Annotated in this window: 14 protein-coding genes; 7 read left to right on the forward strand and 7 right to left on the reverse strand. The window is 69.7% G+C overall.

Annotated features, from left to right (window positions below):
- The first annotated feature begins 23 nt into the window (after nucleotides 1–23).
- The 3 genes from glgX to N802_RS10845 all read left to right on the forward strand — a co-directional run bounded on the left by glgX (nucleotide 24) and on the right by N802_RS10845 (nucleotide 7,078).
- Nucleotides 24–2,189, forward strand: coding sequence for a glycogen debranching protein GlgX (gene glgX / locus N802_RS10835; RefSeq protein ID WP_052109819.1), 2,166 nt, complete (start codon nucleotides 24–26; stop codon nucleotides 2,187–2,189).
- A 146-nt stretch (nucleotides 2,190–2,335) separates the two neighbouring features.
- The gene (locus N802_RS10840; RefSeq protein ID WP_156971365.1) at nucleotides 2,336–6,568 is read left to right on the forward strand and encodes a type VII secretion EssC family protein; all 4,233 of its coding nucleotides are present in this window, start codon (nucleotides 2,336–2,338) and stop codon (nucleotides 6,566–6,568) included.
- A gap of 261 nt (nucleotides 6,569–6,829) precedes the next feature.
- Nucleotides 6,830–7,078 (forward strand): WhiB family transcriptional regulator, encoded by a 249-nt coding sequence (locus N802_RS10845; RefSeq protein WP_035905910.1) that lies wholly within the window; start codon nucleotides 6,830–6,832, stop codon nucleotides 7,076–7,078.
- A 74-nt stretch (nucleotides 7,079–7,152) separates the two neighbouring features.
- Here the strand turns inward: N802_RS10845 and N802_RS10850 are convergent, their stop codons facing one another.
- Nucleotides 7,153–8,637, reverse strand: coding sequence for a sensor histidine kinase (locus N802_RS10850; RefSeq protein WP_035916030.1), 1,485 nt, complete (start codon nucleotides 8,635–8,637; stop codon nucleotides 7,153–7,155).
- 25 nt (nucleotides 8,638–8,662) lie between these two features.
- Nucleotides 8,663–13,594, reverse strand: a complete 4,932-nt coding sequence (locus N802_RS10855) for an NAD-glutamate dehydrogenase (protein ID WP_035916032.1) — start codon at nucleotides 13,592–13,594, stop codon at nucleotides 8,663–8,665.
- Between the two features lie 142 nt (nucleotides 13,595–13,736).
- Here N802_RS10855 and N802_RS10860 point away from each other — a divergent pair, with 142 nt between their 5' ends.
- From N802_RS10860 to N802_RS10870, 3 genes are read left to right on the forward strand one after another with little or no spacing between them, the layout of a single operon-like run.
- Nucleotides 13,737–14,036: a hypothetical protein gene (locus N802_RS10860; protein ID WP_035916035.1), complete on the forward strand. Its 300-nt coding sequence runs from the start codon at nucleotides 13,737–13,739 to the stop codon at nucleotides 14,034–14,036.
- Nucleotides 14,033–14,557: a hypothetical protein gene (locus N802_RS10865; RefSeq protein ID WP_035916037.1), complete on the forward strand. Its 525-nt coding sequence runs from the start codon at nucleotides 14,033–14,035 to the stop codon at nucleotides 14,555–14,557. Before N802_RS10860 ends, N802_RS10865 begins: the two co-directional genes overlap by 4 nt.
- Before the next feature lie 49 nt (nucleotides 14,558–14,606).
- Nucleotides 14,607–15,095 carry a DUF2505 domain-containing protein gene (locus N802_RS10870; RefSeq protein ID WP_035916040.1) on the forward strand — a complete coding sequence of 163 codons (489 nt, stop codon included), beginning with the start codon at nucleotides 14,607–14,609 and terminating at the stop codon, nucleotides 15,093–15,095.
- Nucleotides 15,096–15,199: 104 nt separating this feature from the next.
- Here the strand turns inward: N802_RS10870 and pruA are convergent, their stop codons facing one another.
- From pruA to N802_RS10895, 5 genes are all read right to left on the reverse strand, one after another.
- The gene (pruA, locus tag N802_RS10875; RefSeq protein ID WP_035916043.1) at nucleotides 15,200–16,828 is read right to left on the reverse strand and encodes an L-glutamate gamma-semialdehyde dehydrogenase; all 1,629 of its coding nucleotides are present in this window, start codon (nucleotides 16,826–16,828) and stop codon (nucleotides 15,200–15,202) included.
- Nucleotides 16,829–16,971: 143 nt separating this feature from the next.
- Nucleotides 16,972–17,385, reverse strand: a complete 414-nt coding sequence (locus N802_RS10880) for a DUF6912 family protein (protein WP_035916046.1) — start codon at nucleotides 17,383–17,385, stop codon at nucleotides 16,972–16,974.
- Nucleotides 17,386–17,397: 12 nt separating this feature from the next.
- Nucleotides 17,398–18,828, reverse strand: coding sequence for a WS/DGAT/MGAT family O-acyltransferase (locus tag N802_RS10885; RefSeq protein WP_035916047.1), 1,431 nt, complete (start codon nucleotides 18,826–18,828; stop codon nucleotides 17,398–17,400).
- Between the two features lie 67 nt (nucleotides 18,829–18,895).
- A complete protein-coding gene (locus N802_RS10890) occupies nucleotides 18,896–20,020 on the reverse strand; it encodes a PQQ-binding-like beta-propeller repeat protein (RefSeq protein WP_156971366.1) in 1,125 nt (374 codons plus the stop codon).
- Between the two features lie 100 nt (nucleotides 20,021–20,120).
- Complete coding sequence (locus N802_RS10895; protein ID WP_052109820.1) at nucleotides 20,121–20,714, reverse strand: TetR/AcrR family transcriptional regulator; 594 nt, start codon at nucleotides 20,712–20,714, stop codon at nucleotides 20,121–20,123.
- Between the two features lie 104 nt (nucleotides 20,715–20,818).
- Between N802_RS10895 and N802_RS10900 the strand changes: the two genes are divergently transcribed.
- Complete coding sequence (locus N802_RS10900; RefSeq protein ID WP_084072143.1) at nucleotides 20,819–22,027, forward strand: sterol desaturase family protein; 1,209 nt, start codon at nucleotides 20,819–20,821, stop codon at nucleotides 22,025–22,027.
- Nucleotides 22,028–22,029: the final 2 nt, after the last annotated feature.

A 22,029-nucleotide genomic window follows, 5' to 3' on the forward strand; every position in this document is an offset into this window, starting at 1 on the left:
ATGGCCTCTCTAGGCTGCGACCCATGACGCCTCTGACGTCCGCCGCCGCCGCTCCCGCTCTGCGCATCCCCCGCGACCTACCGCCAGCTCCCGGCGTCACGGTCGTCGAGGGCGGCGTCGAGGTGAGTGTCTATGCCGGCCACGCCGAATCCGTGGAGTTCTGCCTGTTCGAGCCGGGAGACGTCGCCGGCACCACGGAGCGGCGCATCCCTCTGGTCGACCATGCCTTCGGCTGGTGGTTCGGGTTCGTGCCGGACGTGGGTCTGGGCCAGCGCTACGGCTTCCGCGTGGGCGGCGAGTGGGATCCGGAGCAAGGGCTGCGCCACAACCCCGCCCAGCTACTCATGGATCCCTACGCGCGGGCCATCGAGGGAGAGGTCCGCTTTGGCCCGAGCGTGTTCGGCCACGTGGTCGACGACGCGTCGTGGGAGGGTGACGGCTTCGCCCGCTCCGACTCCGACTCTGCCCCCGACATGCCCCGCTCCGTCGTCGTCGACCAGTCCTTCGACTGGGGAGGCGATGCGCCCCCAGAGGTGACGCGCTCCGAGACCGTGATCTACGAGACGCACGTCCGCAACCTCACGATGGAGCTCGCCGGCGTCCCCGAGGAGCTCCGCGGCACCTATGCCGGCATGGCCCACCCCGCGACCATCGCCTACCTCACCTCACTGGGCATCACGGCCGTGGAGCTGTTGCCGATCCACTCGTTCGCGTCCGAGCCGTTCCTCGTCCAGAAGGGCCTGGCCAACCACTGGGGCTACAACACCCTCGGGTTCTTTGCGCCACACGCGCCCTACGCCGCGGCGAAGGACCCGCAGGGAGTGCTCGACGAGTTCAAGGGCATGGTCAAGCTCCTCCACGCAGCCGGCCTCGAGGTGCTGCTCGACGTCGTCTACAACCACACGGCCGAGGCGAGCGGCACCGGCGCCACGCTGTCGTTCCGCGGGCTCGACAACCGGGCCTACTACCGCCTCGACGAGCGCGGACGCGACATCGACGTCACGGGCACCGGCAACACCCTCGACCTGCGGCACCCAGTCATGTGCCGCCTCGCGCTGGACTCCCTGCGCTACTGGGTGCAGGAGTGCCACGTCGACGGCTTCCGCTTCGACCTCGCCGTGGCCCTGGGGCGCGGGCGGACCGACGAGTTCGACCCCGACCACCCGTTCCTCGTCGGCCTGCGCACCGACCCCGTCCTGTCCCGGACCAAGCTCATCGTGGAGCCCTGGGACGTCGGCATGCACGGCTGGCGTACCGGCCAGTTCCCCCCACCATTCTCGGAGTGGAACGACCGCTTTCGCGACTCGGTCCGGGACTTCTGGCTCGCTGACCACCGTCCCGGCGTCCCCGGCCAGGCGCCGCACGGCGTCCAGGACCTCGCCACCCGCCTCGCCGGGTCGCGAGACCTGTTCGGGACCCGCGATCGCGGCCCCACCGCGTCGGTGAACTTCGTCGCCGCGCACGACGGGTTCACGCTTGCCGACCTCACGGCATACAACGAAAAACACAACGAGGACAACGGCGAGGACAACAACGACGGCTCCAACGGCAACCGGTCCTGGAACCACGGGGTCGAAGGCCCGACCGAGGACGCACAGGTGAACGAGCTCCGGCGCCGTTCGATGCGCAACCTGCTCGGCACGCTGTTGCTGTCGTCCGGGATCCCGATGGTCAATGCCGGCGACGAGCTCGGGCGGAGCCAGGGCGGCAACAACAACCCCTACAACCAGGACAACACCACGACGTGGTTCGACTGGGATCTCGCGCCGTGGCAGGAGGACCTGCTCGCGACCACCCGGCACCTCACGGCGATCCGGCGCGAGCACCCGGCGCTGCGTCAGCGCACGTGGGCCGAGGGCAAGGAGGTCCACGAGGACGGGTCGATCGACCTCGCCTGGTATGCCGCCGACGGCTCGCCCATGCAGGACTGGTCGGCTCCCGGTCAACGGACGTTGCAGATGCTCGTCAACGGAGCCTGGTTGGGCCACGAGTCGGTGCTCGTCGTGCTTCACGGTGGACTCGACGAGCAGGCCGTGTCGTTGCCGGAGGCTCCCGGACTGTCCGCCTATCGGCTCCTGTGGGACAGCACGTGGGAGCGGCCCGCAGACGGCGAGGTGACCCGCGCCGGCACCGACGTCACCTTCGCGCCGTTGAGCATGCGCGCGTATGCCGTGACCGACCCGACCTGAGAGCACTCACCTCCGGGGCGGTCAGGTCGCCGGAAGGTGCCGTTGCCGGGCGGTCCGGTTGCCGGGCGGTGCGGTTGCCTGACCGCCGCGTCGACCCTGTGGAAAAGTCCGCGGCCGGTTCGCCGATCTTCCCTACCGTTCTGGACATGCCGAGTCCGCCGTCCGCTCCCGCAGCGAGTCCCACCCTGTCGTTCGACGTCACGGTTCGGGCCGCTCGCCGCCGGGACGAGAGCATCGACGTCCGCATCACCGCCCCGGCTGGCTCCACCGTGGCCGACGTGCTCCCCCTGCTCGCCGACATCACGGGCACGGTCCCTGCTCGTATCGCGTGCCGGGGAGTCGGCGTGGCCCCCGACGCCCTGCTCGGGATGCCACCCTTGGTGCACGGCGCGACGCTGGTCCTCGACGACGCGTCGACCCCGTCCACATCGCCCACTCCGCCCACGTCTCCGTCGCGGACGTCATCGGCGCCGATGGACCTCGTCGTGGTGGCTGGCCCGGATGCCGGTCGCCGCGTGCCCATCCCGCGGGACGGCATCGTCGTGGGGCGGTCCGCGGGGCTGGGTCTCAGTCTGGCGGACGTGCGCCTGAGTCGCGGTCATGCCCGAATCACGCCTGCGGACAACGGTATTCACGTGGTCGATCTTGGATCCACCAATGGGACGCGGTGCGGCGAGATGGTGCTGCGCGACGGCGCCAGCGCCCACCTCGACGGGTCCGAGGCCATCTCCATCGGCGGTTCCATGCTGCGAGTGATGCGATCGCTCGGCACGACGTCACCGACGGCGTCCCAGGGCGACGGTCACGTCGCCGTGAACCGCTCACCGCGCCCCCGCCCGCCCGAGCTCACGGTGGCCGTGTCGGCGCCCACGCCTCCGACCCCGCCGCACGCGGGCCGTATCCCTTGGGTCGCGGCCGCACTCCCCCTGCCCTTCGCCGGCGTGCTCGCCGCCTTCTTCGGGCCCCAGATGCTCGCCTTCGCACTCCTGTCGCCACTCATGCTCGTGGGCAACGTGCTCGGCGACCGTTGGGGTCGGCGCCGCGACTACGCCCGGGAACTGGCCGCCCACGACGACGAGCTGGCCCAGCGCGAGTCCGAGTTCGCGACCCTGCGGCGACTCGAGCGTGATCAGCGCTGGGCGGACGTCCCGGACCCTGCGGCCGTGCTCACCACGGCACTGGGACCGGGGACCCGCCTCTGGGAGCGTCGCAGCAACGCCGCCGACGTGGGACGGGTACGCCTGGGGGTCGGCGAGCTCCCCTCCCGGGTCGGGTGGGCGCCCGCCGGGGGCGGCCCCGTCCAGCACACGCTGCTCGCCGACCTCCCGGTCGAAGTGGACCTTCGAGCGGTCGGTGGGTTGGGGATCGCTGGTCCCCGGGATGAGGTCGATGGGATCGTGCGCCACGTCCTCGGACAGGTCGCAGTCCTGCATTCGCCGAGGGACGTGCACATCATCGTCCAGGCCGAAGGCCCCGGGCACGCGCTCTCGTGGGCGAAGTGGCTTCCGCACACCACGGCATACGGTGAGCGTGCGACGTGCCTGGACGCCCTCCGGCATCTCGTTGCAACCCGCGAGGGAGACGGCGAGCGAGGTCGCCAGGCGACACACCCCGCGGTGCTGTTCGTGCTCCCCGACGCGGGGGCCGATCTCGGTGCCGGAGAGCTCGCCGATCTGCTGGAGCGGGGGCACGCCCTCGGCGTGTGGTCCGTGGTCGGCGCACCCACCGCAGCGTCACTCCCCGCCTCGTGCCGCGCCGTCGTCGGGGTCGGGCAGGGGGCCGCAGATGGCACATCTCGGCTGGATGTGGACGGCGCTGCCCCCGTGCCGTCCTTCCGCCCCGACGTCGTGGGCTCGTGGTGGGGAGAACGGGTCGGCCGTGCGCTCGCGCCGCTCGTGGACGGTTCCGGCCGGGGCGACACGGTGCCCGACTCCGTCGACCTCCTCGACCTTCTTCCCGGACTCACCGATGGCGTCACCATCTCGCCGACGGCCGTGGCTCGGCAGTGGCGTGCCGGAAACGGTGCACCGAGAGCACGCCTCGGCCGCCTCGCCGGAGACGACTGGGTGGTCGACCTGGCAGCGGACGGTCCGCACCTGCTCGTGGGCGGGACGACCGGTTCGGGGAAGTCGGAGCTCCTGCGCACGCTCGTCACGTCGCTCGCCCTGCACAGCTCGCCGGCCGACATGACCTTCGTCCTTGTGGACTACAAGGGCGGGTCGGCCTTCGGTGAGTGCGCTGACCTTCCCCACACCGTGGGGCTCGTGACCAACCTCGACGAAGGTCTTGCCCGCCGCGCCCTGGTGAGCCTCACGGCCGAGATCCATCGACGCGAAGCACTGCTGGCGGCGTCCGGCGCGCGAGACTTCGACGACCACCGACGCCGCGCGGGAGGTCTGCCACGACTCGTCATCGTCATCGACGAGTTCCGCCTCTTGGCCGAGGAGCTCCCGGACTTCGTCGACGGTGTCGTGTCCCTCGCCGCCGTCGGACGGTCCTTGGGCGTCCACCTCGTGCTTGCCACACAGCGACCCGCTGGGGCGATCACCGCCGACATCCAGGCCAACGTCAACCTCCGCATCGCCATGCGCGTGCGGGACGTGGCCGACTCGACCGACGTCATCGGGGCACCGAACGCCGCGCGCCTTCCCGTGGACCGTCCGGGCCGCGGAATCGCCTGCGGTGGCGATGGCGAACTGGTCGAGTTCCAGGCAGCGCGCGTCGGGGCCGGGTCCGCCACTGCCACAGCACGGCTCGCGGTGCTCGGTGCCGACGGTCGTCCCCTTGTCGTCCCGGGCGAAGAGCCCCGAGGAGGCGGTTCGACCGACGGCGGACTCGACGCCGAGCCCACCGGGCTCGCAGCCCTGGCGTCCGCCGCGCGGACTGCCGCCGGACACGAGCGGGTGCCGACACCCCACCGCCCATGGCTTCCGCCCCTCGCCGACGAGCTCAGCGCTGCAGACGTGGGGCCCGACGCCCTCGGCCTGCTCGACGATCCGAGCCGACAGCGTCAGGCCCCGTTCACCCATGGCGCCGACGGTCATTGGCTCATCGCCGGGGGTCCGCGCTCCGGCCGGACGAGCGCCCTGCGCACGATCCTCGCGGCTCACGTGTCCGACCCCGCCTGCCCTGACCACGTCTACGTCATCGACACGACGGGCGAACTCGCTGACCTCGAGTCGTTGCCGCACGTCGGAGCGGTGGTGCGCGGCCACGACGCCTCACGGCTGCGCCGACTGCTCGACCGACTGCAGGCGCGGTCGACACGTGGGTTCTCGGCCCCCGGAACCCCGGTGCTCCTCCTCGTGGACGGATGGGACCGCCTCGCCTCCGACTCCGAGGTCGCCGTCGACGGGATCCGCGACGCTGTTCTCGATCTCCTCCGCTCCGGTGAGTCCGGGTTGCGCGCGGTGATCACGGGCGACCGATCCGTGCTGAGCAGTCGCCTGACCGCGATCGCGACCGAAACCTTCCTGCTCCCCCTCGCGGACCCGGCCGATGCCACGTATGCCGGCCTCTCCCGTCGCGACCTCCCGTCCAGCCGGGTGCCAGGGCGGGCCCTGTGGTTGCGGGACCGGGTCGAGGTCCAGTTCGCGTTGCGGGACCCCGGCGCCGAGGCCGCGCCCCGTGGCACGTCCCTGGGCGAGCCGTTCAGGCTCCCTCAACTGCCCGACCTGATCGACCACGCGGACCTGCTCGCCCGCGCAGATGGCCCTGACCTCTGGGCCGGTCCGGGTCCCGTGCCGTTCGGCCTGTCCGCGGAGACCGGGTCCGTGGCGGCCTGGGATCCGGAGCAGCACGGGCGCAGGATGCTCGTCCTCGGGCACGCCCGGTCCGGCCGTTCCACGACCCTCGCGACACTGGCCCGGTCCTTGCTGATGTCGCGTCGACCGGTCGCCGTGATCGAGCGTCGAGGTGGGCGGATCGGGGCCTCCGCCGAGGTCGACCCCGGCGAGATCGGACCCTCCGGATTGCTCGTCATCGTCGACCCTTGGGATGCCGAGTCCCTCATTGCAGCCAAACGGGCGCACCCCGACCTCGCCGTCCTGGTCGACGACGCCGACGCCATCGACGGAACCCCCGTCGAACCGGTGCTCACCGAGATCGTCTCCCTCGTGGACCGCGACGGGGGCCTCGTCGTCGCGGTCGGCACCCCCATGGCGGCCGTCACCCAGTTCCGCGGCCTGCTGCACGCGGTGGCGCGGGCTCAGGCAGGAATCCTCCTCGCGCCGCGCACTCCCTCGGACGGCGAGGCCTTGGGGATTCGAGCCCCTCGGGGACTCGCCTCGGTGCCGGGCCGGGCGCTCCTCGTCTCGGGCCGTCACCAGACCGAGGTCCAGGTGGCTCGATCGCGCAGCCGCCTGCAGGCCGCAGCGTGAGCGCCGCCGGAGCCCCGCCGGTGCCGTCACGGAACGCATCACTTCGGCCGCGCGTTGAGCCCCACGAGCCCGATATCCCGGGTTCGACGGAAATAAGTGCCCCGAACCCGGTGCGGAATTGGGTCGCAGGGTCTAGGCTGAAGGTTCGGACGTCTGCGTGTCTACGTCCGAATTGGTATGCAAGGACGCAACCGCCGTTGGTTCTTGCTCCCCCTGCAAGCGGCCAGCACCACTGAACTCCACGGACAAGGAGCACCACCCATGGATTGGCGCGACCGCGCTGCCTGCCTCGATGAGGATCCCGAGCTGTTCTTCCCCATTGGGAACACTGGCCCGGCGATCATGCAGATCGAGGAAGCCAAGGCCGTGTGCCGCCGCTGTGAAGTCGTTGACACCTGCCTCAAGTGGGCGCTGGAGTCCGGTCAGGACGCTGGCGTCTGGGGCGGTCTCTCCGAGGACGAGCGACGCGCACTCAAGCGCCGCAATGCCCGCGCCCGCCGCGCTGGCTGACCCACAGCTCACACACTCGACGGCCTCGCCATCGGGCGAGGCCGTTCTTGTGTCCGCGCACCGCCGCCCCCTCCTCAGCGAGACGACAGGGGCCTCAACCGAGCCGTGAACTCCACCCGAGTCCCCTGCGGCTTCGCCGGCTCCCACCGGATCCTGCCCTGAAGGTCCTGCACGAGCGAGGTGACGATGCGCGTCCCCAGCCCCGCGAGCACAGGGCGAAAGCCGGCCGGGAGGCCCGTCCCATCGTCGGTGATCGTGACCGTGAGCCCGTCCACACCGGGTTCGACCTCGGACCTCTCGACCTCGACCGAGATCGTCCCGCCGCGCGACGCCAGTCCGTGCTCCACGGCATTCTGGACCAGCTCGGACACGATCATCGCGAGCGAGGTCGCATCCTCGGCGCGCATCCGCCCGAACGACCCGCTCACGTGCGAATCGACGCGGTGCTCCGTGACCGCGACATCGACGACCGCTCGCAGTCCACGGACGGCGATTTCGTCGAAGTCGACGGTCTCGTCGATCCCCTGACTGAGGGTCTCGTGCACCAGTGCGATCGTGCCGACCCGCCGCACGGCCTCGTCCAGGGCGTTGCGTGCGGTCTGGTCGGGGATCCGCCGGGACTGCAGGCGCAGCAGGGCAGCGACGGTCTGGAGATTGTTCTTGACCCGGTGGTGGATCTCCCGGATCGTCGCATCCTTGGTGATGAGCTCCTGCTCACGACGGCGGAGCTCGGACACGTCGCGCAGCAGGAGCATGGCACCTTCGCGCGCCCCCTGGTCGGTGAGCGGGATCGCGCGCAGGGTCACGCTTGCGGAGGGCGTCCCCACCTCGGTCCACCAGGGCGCACGCCCGGTGATGACGACCGCCAGCGACTCGTCGGCTGGCGACCCTGATTCCTGCAGGAGGTCCGCCACGACAGTGGCGAGCACCTCGCCGATGACGTCACCACGATGACCCAGACGGTGGATCGCACTGATGGCGTTGGGGCTGGCATAGAGCACCACCCCATCGAGATCGAGGTGGACGACACCGTCTCCGACACGAGGGGCCCCACGCCGAGCACCCGTGGGGGCCGACGTGCTCGGGAACTCCCCCGCGGCGATCATCCGGGTCATCGCCTGGGCCAGGTGCCGATAGGTCAGCTCGAGCCGACTGGGCGTGCGGCCGCTGACAACATTGGTGTGCTGCGTGATGACCGCGAGCGCGCGGCCTTCTCGCACCACCGGAATGGCCTGCTCGCGCACTGCCATCTCGCCCTGGCGCTCGGGCTCGCGACCGGCCACGATGCGCCGACGCCGGTAGGCCTCGTTGAGGATCGGGTCCCGCCACCGCCCTGACGTCCGTCCGACGACGTCCTCATAGAAGACCATCGGCCCGGTGTTCGGGCGAACGTGCGCGACGGCCTTCCATCCATCGAGGCCCGACGGCACCCAGAGCACGAGGTCGGCAAAGGCGAGGTCGGCGATGAGCTGCCAGTCGCCGACCACGAGGTGGACCCACTCGATCTCGTGGTCCTCGAGCGTCGTCGAGGCGCGCAGGGATTCGGCGAGGGTGCTCACTCGGCGAGCCTAGATCCTCGGCCTCTCAACTCCCCGAACGGACCACGGATCGGAGTGCACGCAGGGCCACCGACAGAGCAGCGATGTTGGGCTTCTCGAGCGACCGGATGCCGGTGAGCTGGCCGCTGGCCCGCGTCACACCGTCGGCATTTGCCACGTCCCACGCGTCGATGCGTTCGTCCGCGGTGACCACGCCGTCGCCGTCGAGATCGCGGTTGAACTCGAAGGCGTTGCGCGTCACCGCTTCGAGCACGGCGTAGAGGTCGTCGCGGAGGGCTCCGCGCGCAAGGGCGTCCCAACGGTCGTCGCGCGGGAGCGCCGCGACTCGGTTGAGCATGGCGTCGATCCCGAAGCGCTCGGACATCTTGAAATAGACCTCGGCCACCTCGTCGGGCTGGCGGCCCAGGTCCGACGCGATCTCGGTGACATCCAGCAAGGAGTAGCTGTCGAGCAGTGAGGCACCCCGCTGGGCCAGGTCCTCGGGAACGCCGGCGTTCGTCCAACGGCCCACTTGGGTGGTGACGCGTTCGCGTTCGGTGCCCTGCAGCAGTTGTGGGATCCGCGGTGCCAGCGCCTCGACGACCGGGGTGAACCGGTCGATCTCGGTCGTGATGTCGAGGCCCGACGGGCGCGCCACGAGCAGCCATCGAACGGCACGGTCGAGGAGTCGGCGGAACTCGAGATAGAGCTCGGTCTGGACGCGCGTCGGGAGCTGGTTGTCGAGCGCCTCGATCGCCTCCACATAGGTCCGCAGGCCGAAGACCTCACGGCACACGATGTAGGCGCGGGCCACCTGTTCCGGCGTGCTTCCCGCCTCCTCCTGGGCCCGGAAGGCGAAGGTGATGCCGCCGCGGTTGACCATCGAGTTCACGACCGAGTTGGTGATGATCTCGCGGCGGAGGGGGTGCTCTCCGAGCTCCGCGGCATACGTCTCACGCAGTGCTGCCGGGAAGTAGTCGGCCAGGGTGGCGCTGAAGTACGGGTCGTCGGGCAGGTTGCTCTCGAGGATGTCGCGCTTGAGAGCCAACTTGGCGTAGGCGACGAGGACGGAGAACTCGGGTGACTTCAGCCCCAGGCCCTCCGACGCACGCTTCTCGATCTCGGCGTCGCTCGGGAGGAACTCGAGACCACGGTCGAGCTCACCGCGCCCTTCGAGCCACCCCATGAGCCGGACGTGCACGGGCACCATCGAGACCTCTTGGGCCCGCGCGTTGCCGAGCAGGACGTTCTGCTCGTAGTTGTCGCGCAGCACGTGGTCGGCGACGTCGTCGGTCATCGACGCAAGGAGGGTGTTGCGCTCCTCGGTCGTGAGGTCGCCGCGGCGCACCACATCACCGAGGAGGATCTTGATGTTGACCTCGTGGTCGGAGGTGTCGACGCCCGCACTGTTGTCGATGGCGTCGGTGTTGACGCGCACGCCAGCCAGCGCGGCCTCGATGCGCCCCAACTGCGACAGCCCGAGGTTGCCGCCCTCGCCGACGACCTTGACACGCAACTCGCTGCCGTTGACGCGGATCGGATCGTTGGCGCGGTCACCGATGGCGAGGTGGTCCTCGGTGGAAGCCTTGACGTAGGTGCCGATCCCGCCGTTCCAGAAGAGGTCGACCGGCGCCAGGACGATCGCGTGGATGAGCTCGGTCGGCGTCATCGTCGACACGTCGTCGTCGAGGCCCAGGGCAGAACGCATCTCAGGGGTGATCGAGATCGACTTGAGGGACCGCGCGAACACGCCGCCACCGGCGGAGATGAGGGAACGGTCGTAGTCGTCCCAGGAGGAACGGGGCAACTCGAAGAGCCGCTTGCGCTCTTGGAACGACGTCGCCGCGACGGGATCGGGGTCGACGAACACGTGCCGGTGGTCGAATGCCGCGACGAGGCGGATGTGTTCGGACAGCAGCATGCCGTTGCCGAAGACGTCACCGCTCATGTCACCGACACCGACGACCGTGAAGTCCTCGGACTGGGTGTCGACCCCCATCTCGCGGAAGTGCCGCTTGACGGACTCCCATGCGCCGCGCGCCGTGATGCCCATCGCCTTGTGGTCGTAGCCGGCGGAGCCACCCGACGCAAAGGCGTCGTCGAGCCAGAAGCCGTAGGACTGCGCCACACCATTCGCGATGTCGGAGAAGGTGGCCGTGCCCTTGTCGGCCGCGACCACGAGGTAGGGGTCGTCCCCGTCGTGCCGCACGACGCGTTCGGGCGGGACGATCTCGGTGCCGACGCGGTTGTCGGTGAGGTCGAGCAGACCGGAGATGAAGGTGCGGTAGGCCGACTGGCCCTCGGCGAGCCAGGCCTCGCGGGACACCGCGGGGTCGGGGAGCTTCTTGGCATAGAAGCCACCCTTGGACCCCGTGGGCACGATGACGGCGTTCTTGACCATCTGCGCCTTGACGAGGCCGAGGATCTCGGTGCGGAAGTCCTCGCGCCGGTCACTCCAGCGCAGGCCTCCGCGCGCCACCGATCCGAAGCGCAGGTGCACGCCCTCCACCTGAGGGCTGTAGACCCAGATCTCGTAGGCCGGCCGTGGAGCCGGCAGATCGGGAATCGCCTTGGGATTGAGCTTGAGCGAGACGTAGGGCTTGGGCTCCGTCTCGGGCGAGTCCGCATCCGAGCTCCCGGCGGCGGCTGCACCGGAGTGCTGGAAGAAGTTCGTGCGGAGGGTCGCCTGCATCACCGCGAGGAAGGACCGGATGATGCGGTCCTCGTCGAGCGAGCTCACGTCGTCGAGGGCAGCCCTGATGCGGGTGGCGATGGCCTCGGACTCAGCCTCCCGGTCCTCATCGGCCTGACCCGCGAAGCGGTCCGGGTCGAACCGCGCTTCGAAGAAGGCCACGAGGTCCGCGGCGATCGAGGGGTTGGTGACCAGGGCGTCTTCGAAGTAGGACTGGCTGAAGGTGGCCTGCGTCTGCCGGAGGTACTTCGCGACCGTGCGCAGGATGACGACCTGACGGCAGGTGAGGCGCGCGGCGAGGACGAGCTGGTTGAACCCGTCGGACTCCGCCCGGCCATCCCACACCGCGAGCACGGCACCCTCGAACAGGTCGCGCAACTCCTCGTGGGTCACCCCGGACCAGATCTCAGGGTCGTTGACGCGGAGCCCGAAGTCGTAGACGTGAAGCTCCGAACCGTCGGAGCGCGTCACCTCGTAGGGCTGCTCGTCGACGACCTCGACACCCATGTCGGTGAAGATGGGGAGGATGTCGGTGAGCGAGAGCGGGTCGACGCGGAAGAGCTTGAAGCGGCGGATGTTCTCGGGCGAGTCGGTCGGCCGATAGAGCGCGACGCTCGTGCGCCGATCGTCCCCGAGTCGGTCGAGGTGGCTGAGGTCGGCCACACCCTGGACGACGGAGAAGGTCTCCTCGTAGGCGGTGGGGAAGCCTCGGCCGAAGCGGTCGAGCAGGCGGTCGCCCTCGACCTCGCCGAGCCGGTCACGCAGCCCGTCTCCCAGGCGGTCGGACCAGTTGCGGCTCACCTCCACAAGGCGCCGTTCGAGGTCGGCCTGCTGGGCCTCGTCGAGGCTGCGCACGCGCTCCCCCACAGGAACCCGGACGACGAACTGCAGTCGCGACAGGGCCCGCTCGCTCACGCTCGCGGTGAACTCGACGCTCTCGCCGCCGAAGGCCTCCTTGAGGATCGAAGCCATCCGTGTGCGCACGCCAGTGTTGTAGCGATCACGCGGGATGTAGACGAGGCAGGACACGAAGCGACCGAAGTCGTCCTCGCGCAGGAAGAGCTTGGTGCGTCGTCGTTCCTGCAGCTGGGTGACCGCCATGGCCGTCTCGAAGAGCTGGTCCGGGCTGGCCTGGATGAGCTCGTCGCGGGGGTAGGACTCCAGGACCTCGACGAGATCCTTGCCGGTGTGCGAGTCGGGTGCGAGCCCGGACCGCTCGAGGACCGCCTTGACCTTCTCGGAGACGACGGGCAGGCGCATCACCGACTCGGTGTAGGCGGTGGACGCATAGAGACCGAGGAAGCGCTTCTCCCCCAGCGTGGTCCCGTCGGGTGCGTAGGTGCGGACACCGACATAGTCGAGGTATGCCGGGCGGTGCACTGTCGAGAGCGAGTTCGCCTTCGTGAGAACGAGGACCCCCCGCTCGCGGGCCTTGCGACTCGACTGCTCGGAGAGGGGCTTGATCGCCTTGTCCGCCGGCGGGTCCTCGTGCAGCATTCCGAGTCCGGTCCCGCCAAGCGGTCGGATGACGTCGCCCTCGGCGGTGGCCTCCAGCGAGTACTCCCGGTAGCCGAGGAAGGTGAAGTGGTTGTCGGCCATCCAACGCAGGAACGCGACGGCCTGCTCGACCTCGGCACGGTCCACGTTCGCCGGCGGCGCACCCTCGAGCTCGGCGGCGATGACGAGGCACTTGGTGCGCATCGCAGGCCAGTCCTCGACGGCCTCACGGACGTCACGCAACACGTTCTCGATGGCACCCGTGATCGTGGCGCGGGCCTCCTCGTCGCCCAGTCGGTCGATCGTGAGGAGCATCCACGACTCGGTGATGACGCCGTCTGCGTCGCCGGCCCCGGCGCTGCCCCGATCGAGCACCTCGAGGAGCTCACCGGCATCGTCGCGACGCACCCGCATCTGCGGGTGGATCACGAGGTGGATGTCGATCTCGCGCTGCACGAGCGAGGCCGTGACGGAGTCCACGAGGAACGGCATGTCGTCGGTGACGACCTGGACGACGGTCCGCGAGCTGGACCAGCCGTCGGTCTCCGTCGTGGGGTTGTAGACGCGCACGGCAGCCGAACCCGGGACGCGCGTCGCCGCCAGCTCGAGGTGGGACTTCAGCGTCCCGGCCAGCATCTCGGGCGGCCGAGCGGTGAGCTCCTCGTCGGGCACGTGGCGGAAGTACCGAGACACGACGACCGACCCGTCAGGCCGTGCGTCCACCTCGGCGAACGCCGTGACGATGGTGTCGAGCGTGGTCGATCGGGGTTGGACCGATGACTCCGTCATGGTGCGCTGCAGTTCCTTAGTTCGCTACGTCACCGATGGCCCTCGGTGAGACACGTCACAGTGTCCGAGACCGAGACTACTCATCGCATGGGGGCTGTGGATGACGGGTCGGGTTACCCACCAGTCGCACTACAGTGAGGTGATGCCCACGCCGCTGGACCCTTCCGCGCTCGCCGAGGTGAGCACGGCTCTCGGCGGCCTGTCCGACAGGGTCACAGCGGCGGAGGCCGACCTCCTGTCGTGCCTCGTCGTGATGGGCGAGCCCGACGCCCAGCAGGCCGTGGACGGCTGGATCGACCAGGTCGTCGATCTCCTGCGTGCCGTCGACGAGGTCACCGCCCAGCACCTCACCACGTTGTCGCGGGTGTCCAGGCGTCACGACCAGCCTGTCGCGGCCCATGCGCCGGCTGCCACCGCGTCGCTCCCCTCGGACCCGCGATGAGAACCCCGGTCCCCGGCGACCCCGGGTCACTGGCAGCGGCCGGTGCGGTTGCACGGCGTGCGGGCCGCGATCTGGTGGCGGCACGAAAACGCAGCGCGACGGCATACACATCGCTCAAGGCCGTGTGGGGCACCTCGACGTCGGTCCGCACGCGCAAGGAGGGGACGCGGTCCCTCGCGGCCCTCGCCGAGGGCGCGCGGCACGCCGACGCGGTGGGCGCGGTTCTTCAGGGGTATGCCGTCGAGCTGAGTGAGCTCCAGACGCGCGCTCGTCGTCTGGTCGAGTCCGTCGCGGCTGCCGGCCTCACCGTGGAGGGCGAGCGCATCGGACTCGGGTGGGGCGTCACTGGCGAAGCTGACGCCGCGGCTGCGCGAGAGCGGGAGGGCGTTCGGGCCGCGTTGCAGCAGGAACTGGACGCCTTGCTGGCGCAGCATCGTCGGCGGCGGGACCGCCTCCTCGCCGAGGTCGCCGGATCGACCCATGACCTCGAGCGCCTCGCGCGCGAACTACGCCTCGGGTGAGCGCCTCGGTGAGAGGATCGGCTGCACCCGTCACATGTGAGGAGACCTCTTGAAGTTCACCCATCGAGCCGAGTACCCCGCCAGCGTGGACGACGTGTGGGCCGTGATGAGTTCGCAGGAGTTCCAGGACGCCAAGTGCGAGGCGACGACGACCGGCGACTGGACGTCCCGCGTCGAGACGTCTGGGGACCGCACGACCATGACGAGCGAGCGCGTCCTGCCGACCGATGACCTGCCCGACATCGCGAGGTCGTTCGTGGGCTCCACACTGACCATCGCGGAGGTCCAGACGTGGGGCTCGCCCGCGCCGGACGGCACGCGCGTGGCCGAACTGCACGTGCAGATCAAGGGCGCGCCGATGACGCTCAAGGGCACGGTTCGGTTGTCCCCCAATGGTTCTGGGAGCGTTCAGGAGATCGACGGCGACGTGAAGGTCAGCGTCCCGCTCATCGGCGGCAAGCTCGAGAAGGCCGCGTCCGACCCCCTGCTCTTCGCGGCCAGGACCGAGACGGACCTGCTCCGCCAGCGCGTCAGCTGACGGCCCCATGGGCGACTTTGTGCCCCCATGGGACACGCTTGGTCGGCCGAAGGCCTCCGTCGCGTGTCCCATGGGGGCACAAAGTCGCGGCTCGCGTGCGGGCGTCAGCCCATGTGCGGGTAGGTGTGGTTCTTCGGCGGCACGAACGTCTCCTTGATCGAGCGCGGGCTCGCCCAACGCAGGAGGTTCTGCGCCGAGCCGGCCTTGTCGTTCGTGCCGGACGCGCGGCCACCACCGAACGGCTGCTGCCCGACGACGGCACCGGTCGGCTTGTCGTTGATGTAGAAGTTGCCGGCGGCGAAGCGCAGTCGGTGGCTCGCCTCGGCCACGGCGGCGCGGTCCTGGGCGATGATCGAGCCGGTCAGGGCGTAGGCCGACGCGCTGTCGATGACGTCCATGATCTTGCCGAACTGGCGGTCCGGATAGACGTGGACCGACAGCAGCGGACCGAAGTACTCGGTCGTGAAGATCTCGTCGTGCGGGTCCTCGCCGACCATGATCGTCGGACGCACGAACCAGCCCTCGGAGTCGTCGTAGGTGCCACCCGCGACGATCTCGATGTTGCTCGCAGCCTTGGCCCGGTCGATCGCCGCCTTGTGCTTGGCGAAGGCGCGGTCGTCGATGACGGCGCCCATGAAGTTCGACAGGTCGGTGACGTCGCCCATCGAGAGACCCTCGGTGAGCTCGACCAGGTCCTTCTGGATGACCTTCCAGATGCTCCTCGGGATGAACGCACGCGAAGCGGCGGAGCACTTCTGGCCCTGGAACTCGAACGAGCCACGGATGAGCGCCGTGCGCACGACGTCGGGGTCGGCACTCGGGTGCGCGAGGACGAAGTCCTTGCCGCCGGTCTCGCCGACGATGCGCGGGTAGTGGCGGTAGGTCGTGAGGTTGGAGCCGATCTCTTGCCACAGGTGCTGGAAGACGCGGGTCGAGCCGGTGAAGTGCAGGCCAGCGAACTCGGGGTGCTTGAGGACGACGTCCGAGACGTCGGTGCCGTGGCCGCCGACGAGGTTGATGACACCCGGGGGCATGCCGGCCTCCTCGAGGATCTCGAGGACGAACTGCGACGCGAGCTGCTGGGTGTGCGACGGCTTCCACACCACGGTGTTGCCCATGAGGGCCGGAGCCGTCGGCAGGTTGCCCGCGATGGCCGTGAAGTTGAACGGCGTGACCGCGTAGACGAAGCCCTCGAGCGAGCGGTAGTCCGTCCGGTTCCAGATGCCGGGCGCGTTGGCCGGCGGCTGCTGCTCGAGGATCTCGCGCGCGAAGTGCACGTTGTAGCGCCAGAAGTCGATGAGCTCGCAGGCGCTGTCGATCTCGGCCTGGTATGCCGTCTTGCTCTGTCCCAGCATCGTCGCCGCGTTGACCTTGGCGCGGTAGGGACCGGCGAGCAGGTCGGCCGCCTTCAGGAGGATCGCCGCACGGTCGTCGAAGGACATGTCGCGCCACGCGGGGGCTGCGGCCTGGGCGGCATCGACGGCGGCCTTGGCATCGGCCTTGGTCGCGTCGCGCAGGACACCGACCTTCTTCTTGGTGGCGTGCGGCTGGGTGATGGTGATCTTGGCGCCACGGCCCTCGACCCGCTTGCCCCCGATGGTGTGCGGGAGGTCCCAGGTGGTGCTGCCGACCTCGGCCAAGGCCACCTCGAGGGCGGCGCGCTCAGGGCTCCCGGGCGCGTAGTCGCGAACCGGTTCGTTGGTCGGGGCGGGGACGTGGGTCACAGCGTCCATCGGTGGCTTCCTCGATTCCGTGTGGGTGAAGGTTTCGTCCCATGTTCCCACGGTGTGACGCGCGCAACTTCCCGCCCCTTCCGCTTGCGTCAGTGCCGACGGTCGCCCTAGCAGCCGTTCCCGCTGACGTTGCGGGACGGGGGTCAGCCGAGAAGGGCGATGACGTCGTCGAGTTCGGTGACGTCGTACCAGAGCAGGTCGGCGACATCGCCGCCGGCTTCCTCATCGATGTGGAACGACGCGATCCGCGGCAGCGGCACGGCGCTGCCCACCTCGACTGCCGTCCCGTTCTCATCGATCCGGCTCACCACCGCCGCGTCGACATCAGCCGACGCGATGACGCGCCGATTGCCCTGCGCCGCAACGGAATCGGCGTCAGAAGCGGCAGCCGACCACGCGGCATACTCTCGATCTTCTTCGTCGTTCCCGAGTCCGGGCCGCGCCACGGCGGGCAGGGCAGCGTGTGCCGCGACGGGTGCCGGGGCGAGTTCGCCAGAGGTGCGCAGGCCGGCGAGGGTCGCCGAGTCGAGGGGGAGATAGACGCGGACGAGGGGCACGGGCGGGTCCTTTCAGCGGGCGCGCGAGCGCGGGGCCTCGAGCAGCTCCTGGAGCCCATCGACGATCGACTGGCCGAGGACGTCGGTGTCGGGCAGGGCGTCACGGTCGGCGTAGAGGCCGTAGTAGACGCCACCGTCGTAGGACGTCAGGCCGATCGAGAGTCCCTTGGACGCGCTGAGCGGCATGACCGGGTACGTCGACACCATCTGGGCGCCGGCGATGTAGAGCGGGTGCTGGGGGCCGGGCACGTTGGTGATCGCGACGTTGTAGAGGCGCCGCGACATGGCGCCACCGAGACGGGCCGCCAGGGTGTGCATCGTGGGTGGGGCGAAGCCGCCGAGTCCGGAGAGGGTGTCGGCGCCGACGGCGCGACCCGCCTCGATCTGCTGGCGCATCGCGAAGGCGATCTGGTGCAGGCGCATCGAGGCACCGGGCTCCCCCACGGGCAGGTCCACGAAGGCGGCATCCAGCTGGCGGCCGTTGGACGGGTCACCCTCTTCGTCGTGGACGCTCACGGGAACCATGGCCCGGATGGTCGTCCCACCATGGACGCTCTCTCCTCGGGTCATGAGCCACGTGCGGAAGGCACCGGTGATCGTCGCGAGGATGACGTCGTTGATCGTCACGTCGTCGGCGAAGGCACCCTTGGTGAGGCGTGACCGGATCTTCTTGTAGTCGTCGAGGTCGGTGCCGACCATGACGAAGCGGCGGGCCTTGCCGATGCGGGCATTCAACGGCGACGTGGGGGCCGGCGACGTCGACGCCCGGGCCAGGGTGGATGCGACCTCTCCGGCCGTCCCGAGCAGGCGTCCGGCGGTGGCCTTGACGTCGGTGATGCCGGACTGGACCGTGTCGACGATCTGGCTCGGCGTGCGCACCGAGTCGGCGAGCGCGCTGACGACGAGTTCGGTGTGCGACGGTTCCCGGCTCGGACGCCAGGTGTCGTCGACGCTCTCGGCGCTCGGCGTCTGCGAGTCCTCGAGGATGAGGTGTGCGATGTCGACCGCGTTGACTCCGTCGACGAGCGCCTGGTGGGTCTTGGTGATGATCGCGAAGCGGTCCTCGGCCAGCCCCTCGACGAGATAGACCTCCCAGAGCGGCCGAGTGCGGTCGAGTGGCCGCGGCTGGATGCGCGCGATGAGCTCCTCGAGCTGCTCGTCACCGCCGGGCCGCGGCAGCGCCGATCGGCGCACGTGGTAGGTCACGTCGAACCGCTCGTCGTCGATCCACACCGGATTCGCCACCCGGCCGGGCACCGTCCGCACCCGCTGCCGGTAGCGCGGGACATAGGCGATGCGACGGGCGATGATGCCGACGAGCCGGTCGTAGTCGAAGCCCTCGGTCGGTGCGTCGAAGACCATCACCGATCCCACGTGCATGGGGGTGGTCGGATCCTCGAGCGCGAGGAAACTGTTGTCGAGGGTGCTCAGGCGGTCGGACACCGCCCCATCGTGTCAGATTCGCGGGCCGAGTCGGCACGACGCGTGCACGGTCGACCGGTGCGACGCATCACCCTCTCGCCGCCTTGGCGAGGTCGGAGCTGTCGAAGCCGAGGATCGTGTTGCCGGTCCGACCCACCGCCCAGAGCTTCCCCCCGGCCACGGCCAGTGTCCCTCCACCGTCGGGGAGCTCCAGCGTTCGGACGACCTTCCTGCTCCGCGGGTCGAGAAGGGCGAGCGCCGTCCGGTCGGTGACCATCTCGCCGGTCACGTCCGACTCGACCGCGATCGAGGCCCAGAGGAACCCGTCGACCAGAGCAACGTCCTCGCTGTATCGCTCACCGAGCGAGATGCTCCCTGCAGACCGCCTGCTCGTGGTGTCGAAGCCCACGACCTGCTGGCCCGAGAAGCACCCGGTCGCCCAGATCACGGCCCCGACCTTCTCCATGCCACCGCAGGCCAACGCCTCGCCACGGAGCTGCGCCGTTGCCCCCGTCCTTGGGTCGATGCGATAGAGCGCGCGGTCACGTGGAACCGTGACGTAGACCGCGGCGTCGTCCGCGAACAGCGACTGCGGGCCTGCCCTGTCCTTCTTGACCACCTGCACCTCTCGGGTCTGGCCGGTGATCGGGTCGATGCGCAGCACGGTCCCCTCGTGGTGCTGCGAGACCCACACCGAGCCGTGAGCGATCACGAGGTCCACGGGCTTCAGCGCCGGGACCACGTTGCCCTGCTTCCCGTCGGGCAGGTGGTACTGGACGACGACGCCAGCGAGTTCGCCTGTGGCCCAAGCCCATTCACCGGTCACGGCGATCCGATCGACTCCACCCTGCACCGGGAAGGAGGAGAGTTGTGCTCCTGTCCTTGCGTCGAGGTTCACCGCGTGACCGTCGACAACCGTCCAGATCGTGTCTCCCTCCACGTTGAGCACGCCGGCCACGCCCTCGCCGGTCCCGATGATGGCGGAGGGTGTCAGGCCGCTTGGCCACGGAGCCGATGGCGGACTCGGCGGCGGCAGGGCGAAGGGGACATGCTGCGGCGTGGACACGGCCGACGAACCACTGGCCCGAGCCACGGGATCCGTCGTCGACATGCCTCCGTTGCACCCGGCGACCAGGAGCGTTGCTGCGAGGACAACCCCGACAGGCACTGCACTGGCCCGTCGCCCCTCCCCTCGGCTGTATCGAGTGGACACGGCGCCTCCCAGACCTGGCAGGTCGGCGGAGCGCCGACGTCCCGATCCTGACAGCGCGTGATCGCCGACGGGTCGCCTTCGGCCGAATCCGTAGGACGCCTCAGCGTGCGAGGACACTCAGGAAGCGAGCACAGCGCTCCATCACGTCGTCGGCCGTCAACTCGTCGTGCTCCTGCCAGAACCGCATCGTCGTGGCCACTGCTGACTGCCAGAGCCGGTCGACGAACTCGTGGTCCAAGGGGTCGTCGCTACCGGCGGCCCTGACGATCTCACCGCTGCCGGTGGTGCCGAGCGAGCCGAGTTCGTCGCGGTATGCCTCCGCCGCAGCCGCCGCGGCACTGCCGACAGGCAGGGACGGGTCATAGACGACTGCCCAGCCGTATCGGTGCTCGCTGAGAACGCCGAAGATCGCCGCCAGCGTGTCCAGCGCCCGTGGGACGGGGTCGGTTGCGACCTGGGCGTCCCGGACGGCGGAGACCAATGGCGCACCGACCTCCTCCAGGCAGGCAAGAGCCAGACCCTCCTTGGAGTCGAAGAGGTGATAGACCATCGCCTTCGAGACCCCCGCCGTCGCGGCAACCTCGGCCACGGACACCTGCGCGTAGCCCTGTCGGCCGAAAGCCTCGATCCCGCCGTGCAGCAATTGGCGCCGGCGGTCCTCCCGCGGCACGCCCTTGGTCCCGGCCTCGCCCATCCACCGACTCCAGATCTTGTGGTTCGACCGAATTGACCCTATGGTCAATTCCAGTCCCGACCCCCGCAGTCTGACACCTGCCCGCGCCCCGCAAGGACCTCTGCATGAAGCTCGACCTCACCGTCCTCGCCATCCCCGCCTATGTGGGCGCGATGGCTGCCGAATACGTCTGGCAGCGCAAGCACCCGGTGGAGCCGGGGACGCGCGCCGGGGACTACGAGTTCGCGGACACCATGGCCAACCTGACGATGGGTCTGGGCAGCCTCATCGCGCCCCACGTCTCGCGCCACCTGCTCGGCCCGGTCGAGCCCCGTGGCGGCAAGTACGCCAAGGCACTCATGGCGACTGCGGTCGCGGCCGGTCTTGCCACGACGGCCGCCGACGTGATCCGACGGCACCGGAGCACCGGCCTTCCGCGCGCCGGCACCGTCCCCGACTGGGACCCACGAGAACTCCAGGCAGCCCGCGAGACCACCACGGCAACGATGGAGGCGACTCCCCCAGTCCTGCGGCGCATCACGGCGGGCGCCGCCGTCACCGCGGTCGCCTCGACCGTCGTCAGCGTCTCCGCTCTCTGGGGTGCCGAAACCACGGGCCGTCGCATGTTCCGTGCCACTCGCGCGGACCTGGGCTCCGGGGCAGCGGCCACTGCGGTCGCGATCCTCGGCTGGGACCTCATCTACTACTGGAACCACCGCGCCGACCACGAGGTGCGCTGGCTGTGGGCCATGCACGTCGTCCACCACTCCAGCGAGCGCTACAACCTGTCGACGGCCCTGCGGCAGCCGGTCGCCGACACCCTCACGATCTATGTGCCCTACGGCCTGCTCGCCCTCGCCGGCGTCCGGCCCGAACTCATCGAGCGAGCGCGCGCCCTCAACCTCATCTATCAGTTCTGGATCCACACCGAGGCCGTGCGCTCCATCGGCTGGCTCGAGCGCTACCTCAACACCCCCAGCCACCACCGCGTGCACCACGGCAGCAACAGCGAGTACCTCGACCGCAACCACGGCAGCATCCTCATCATCTGGGACAAGCTGTTCGGCACGTTCGAGCAGGAGGATGCCCGGCCGGTCTATGGGTTGACGAAGAACATCAACACCGACAACCCGGTCACGATCGCGACCCACGAGTGGCGGGCCATCCTCACCGACATCGCCCGCTCCGAGACCTGGCGGGACCGATGGTCCTTCCTGCTGCGCGGCCCGGGTTGGGCCCATGACCGACGCATCGAACTCGACGACAGTCCTGAACCCCGCAACCCCGACGACTCACCACGGGAGATGTCACCGGCAGCGATCGGCGCAGCCTGACT

It is taken from the genome of Knoellia sinensis KCTC 19936 (assembly GCF_000768705.1).
Taxonomy (GTDB): domain Bacteria; phylum Actinomycetota; class Actinomycetes; order Actinomycetales; family Dermatophilaceae; genus Knoellia; species Knoellia sinensis.

Coding starts and splice junctions, on each gene's coding strand:
- glgX (WP_052109819.1), top strand. CDS start 24: ATGACGCCTCTGACGTCCGCCGCCGCCGCTCCCGCTCTGCGCATCCCC.
- N802_RS10840 (WP_156971365.1), top strand. CDS start 2,336: ATGCCGAGTCCGCCGTCCGCTCCCGCAGCGAGTCCCACCCTGTCGTTC.
- N802_RS10845 (WP_035905910.1), top strand. CDS start 6,830: ATGGATTGGCGCGACCGCGCTGCCTGCCTCGATGAGGATCCCGAGCTG.
- N802_RS10855 (WP_035916032.1), bottom strand. CDS start 13,594: ATGACGGAGTCATCGGTCCAACCCCGATCGACCACGCTCGACACCATC.
- N802_RS10860 (WP_035916035.1), top strand. CDS start 13,737: ATGCCCACGCCGCTGGACCCTTCCGCGCTCGCCGAGGTGAGCACGGCT.
- N802_RS10865 (WP_035916037.1), top strand. CDS start 14,033: ATGAGAACCCCGGTCCCCGGCGACCCCGGGTCACTGGCAGCGGCCGGT.
- pruA (WP_035916043.1), bottom strand. CDS start 16,828: ATGGACGCTGTGACCCACGTCCCCGCCCCGACCAACGAACCGGTTCGC.
- N802_RS10895 (WP_052109820.1), bottom strand. CDS start 20,714: ATGGGCGAGGCCGGGACCAAGGGCGTGCCGCGGGAGGACCGCCGGCGC.
- N802_RS10900 (WP_084072143.1), top strand. CDS start 20,819: ATGAAGCTCGACCTCACCGTCCTCGCCATCCCCGCCTATGTGGGCGCG.